Raw genomic sequence first — 3,192 nt, forward strand, 5'->3', positions numbered from 1 at the left:
GTAAATCGGTAGGTGAGACTACCATGGAGATACGGATGGCTACCGCAAAGTAGTGGAGACACTATTCGTTGGTTAGCAGTTCCTGTCGTGAAGGCAGAAACTAATGTCATTTCATTGCTCCATGATGTTAAAGCTTGGACGGGAAAATAATAAGATTGTATTTTAAGGCATCTTGTCACGTCTAAGCACGTAATAAGATGTTTTTTCATTTGCCAAAATTTTTTAAAAGGGGTGATTAGAAATGCAGGAACCGGATAGTAAACAGAATTTAGCAGATGAACAAAGGCGATTGCATGATAATCACCATTGCTTCATCTAACTTAACAAAAGAGGTGAAGTGAAATGAAAACAGCAAAAGAAAGATTTGATTTTGCAATGACAAATTCAGTAGTAGATGTTCTAGATTCTTTAGAAACATCTATTACTGGAATTCGAAAAGAACAAGTGGAAACACTTCGTGAAATTTATGGAGAAAATAAATTAACAAAAGCAAAAGAAGTGCCACTTTGGAAGAAAATTTATGAATCGATTATTAATCCATTTACAGTTATTTTATTAGTCATTGCCGTTATTTCGTTAATGACGAATGTGATTTTAGCTAAACCTGGTGAAGAAGATCCGACAACATCCATCATTATTGTTGTTTTAGTCTTAATTTCAGGAGGTATTCGATTTGTCCAAGAACTAAAAAGTGACAAAGCAGCAAGTAATTTATCTAGTTTAATTGTAAATACGGCTACTGTAATTCGTGATAAAGTTCAGCAAGAAATTCCTATTGAAGAATTAGTAGTAGGAGATATTATTAAATTAAGTGCTGGGGATATGTTGCCTGCAGATGCTTTATTACTTGAAACAAGAGACTTCTTTATTCAACAATCTAGTTTAACGGGTGAAAGTGAATCCATTGAGAAAAAAGCAATGTGGATTCCGTCAGAAGAAGAGACTCAAAAACCTGTATTAGAAAGCGAACGTTTCGTATTTATGGGTTCGAATGTTGTGAGCGGTAGTGCACTAGCGGTTATTTTAGTGACAGGAAATGATACGATGATTGGTCGTATTGAAAAGACATTAAATACTTTTGATGAGCCAACAAGTTTTGAAAAAGAAATGAATACAATCTCATGGTTACTAATTCGATTAATGTTAGTGCTTGTTCCAGTTGTATTTGTGATTAATGGCTTAACCGATAGTGACTGGTTAGAAGCCGGAGTATTTGCACTAAGTGTTGCGGTTGGATTGACCCCTGAAATGTTGCCAATGATTATTACAGCAAGTCTTGCTAAAGGTGCAGTTATTATGGCGAAAGAAAAGGTAGTCATTAAAAAATTAAATGCGATTCAAGATTTAGGTGCTATTGATATTCTTTGTACCGATAAAACAGGAACATTAACTCAAGATGAAATTATTTTAGAATATCCACTAGATATTCATGCAAATCTTGACTTAGGAGTTTTGAAAATTGGTTATTTAAATAGTTATTTCCAAACAGGACTTAAAAATTTATTAGACCGTGCCATTATTACACGTACAGAAAAAGAAGCGATAGAGCATGAAGATTTACGAGACCTTTCAACTCGTTATCAAAAAATTGATGAATTACCATTTGATTTTGAACGTCGTCGTATGAGTGTGATTGTTAAAGAAGAAATGCAAGAGGGAGCATTATTAGTAACAAAAGGCGCCCTTGAAGAAATGCTCAGTATTTCTTCTTATGTACAAGATGGAAAAGAAATTCATCCAATAACAGAAGAGATTCGTCAAAATATTTTAGAAGCTGTTTCTAAATTAAATGAACAAGGACTTCGTGTATTAGGAGTTAGTCGAAAACAATATGATGATGCTTCACATCGATTTGAGGTAGAAGATGAAGCAAACATGATTTTAATGGGATATTTAGCATTCTTAGATCCACCAAAACCTTCTGCAGCACCAGCGATTCAAGCATTAAAAGAACATGGAGTTATGACAAAAATTTTAACGGGGGATAACGAAAAAGTAACACAAACGGTATGTGAACGAGTGGGATTACCTGTTGATTATATTTTATTAGGAACAGATATAGAAGAGATGGATGATGCAACTTTAGCTGTTGAAGCTGAAAAGACAACGATTTTTGCAAAACTTTCTCCAGAACAAAAAGCTCGGATTATTCGATTATTAAAAGCGAATGGGCATAAGGTAGGATACATGGGAGATGGCATTAATGATGCACCATCTTTAAAAGTTTCAGATGTAGGAATTTCAGTAGATACAGCAGTAGATATTGCTAAAGAAGTAGCGGATGTCATTCTTTTAGATAAAGACTTATTAGTGCTAGAAAAAGGACTGATTGAAGGACGTAAAGTATATGCGAATATGACGAAATATATCAAAATGACAGTTTCATCTAATTTTGGAAATATTTTCTCACTATTATTTGCAAGTGTATTTTTACCATTTTTACCAATGGCTCCTGTACATTTAATTGTACTTAACTTAATTTATGACTTGAGTTGTGTAGCGTTGCCATTTGATAATGTAGATGATGATTTCTTAAAAGAACCACGTGCATGGACAGCTAAATCGATTACAAGATTTATGTCATGGCTAGGGCCAACTAGTTCTATTTTTGATATTATTACATTTGCAGTAATGTTTTTTGGAATTGCACCAATGATTACAGGAAGTAGTTATTCTGAGTCAACAAATCCAGCATTCTTCTTAATGGTCTTCCAAACAGGTTGGTTTATTCAATCTATGTGGACTCAAACAATGGTAATTTATATGCTTCGTTCTCCTAAATTACCATTTATTCAATCTAAACCAGCTTTTTCACTATTAGTGACATCACTATTTGCCTTATTTATTGTGACAGTATTACCGTATACACCGTTAGCAGCTTCGTTAAAACTTGCTACTTTAAATGGAATGTATTTCTTAGCTTTAATTCTCATTACAGTAAGCTATATGTTATTAGTAACAATTGTTAAAAAGGTGTATATTAAGAAGTATCGTGAATGGTTATAGAATGGCTGTTTATATGATTGAAGACATTTTTACTTGTGTTTCATTGGGGCATTTCCACTTACGCTTGACAGGTAAAAACAAAATCTTTTTGAACTATTGCAAAATATAAAGAAATAGAGTATAATAATATCTGCCGTTAGGCCATATGGCAATAGCGAACATATGAATCGAGTCAGGTCCGGAAGG

1 protein-coding gene and 1 riboswitch are annotated in these 3,192 nt (G+C 33.6%); the gene reads left to right on the plus strand.

Annotated features, from left to right (window positions below; all coding sequences use genetic code 11):
• Positions 1 to 152, plus strand: a riboswitch (M-box (ykoK) riboswitch).
• Between the two features lie 190 nt (positions 153 to 342).
• Positions 343 to 3,006: a magnesium-translocating P-type ATPase gene (mgtA, locus tag RWO76_RS08765; protein ID WP_314355255.1), complete on the plus strand. Its 2,664-nt coding sequence runs from the start codon at positions 343 to 345 to the stop codon at positions 3,004 to 3,006.
• Positions 3,007 to 3,192: the final 186 nt, after the last annotated feature.

Source organism: uncultured Granulicatella sp. (genome assembly GCF_963521425.1).
In the GTDB taxonomy this organism is placed as follows: domain Bacteria; phylum Bacillota; class Bacilli; order Lactobacillales; family Aerococcaceae; genus Granulicatella.

Excerpts from the sequence above, each read along its gene's own strand:
- mgtA (WP_314355255.1), top strand. The coding sequence starts at position 343 with ATGAAAACAGCAAAAGAAAGATTTGATTTTGCAATGACAAATTCAGTA.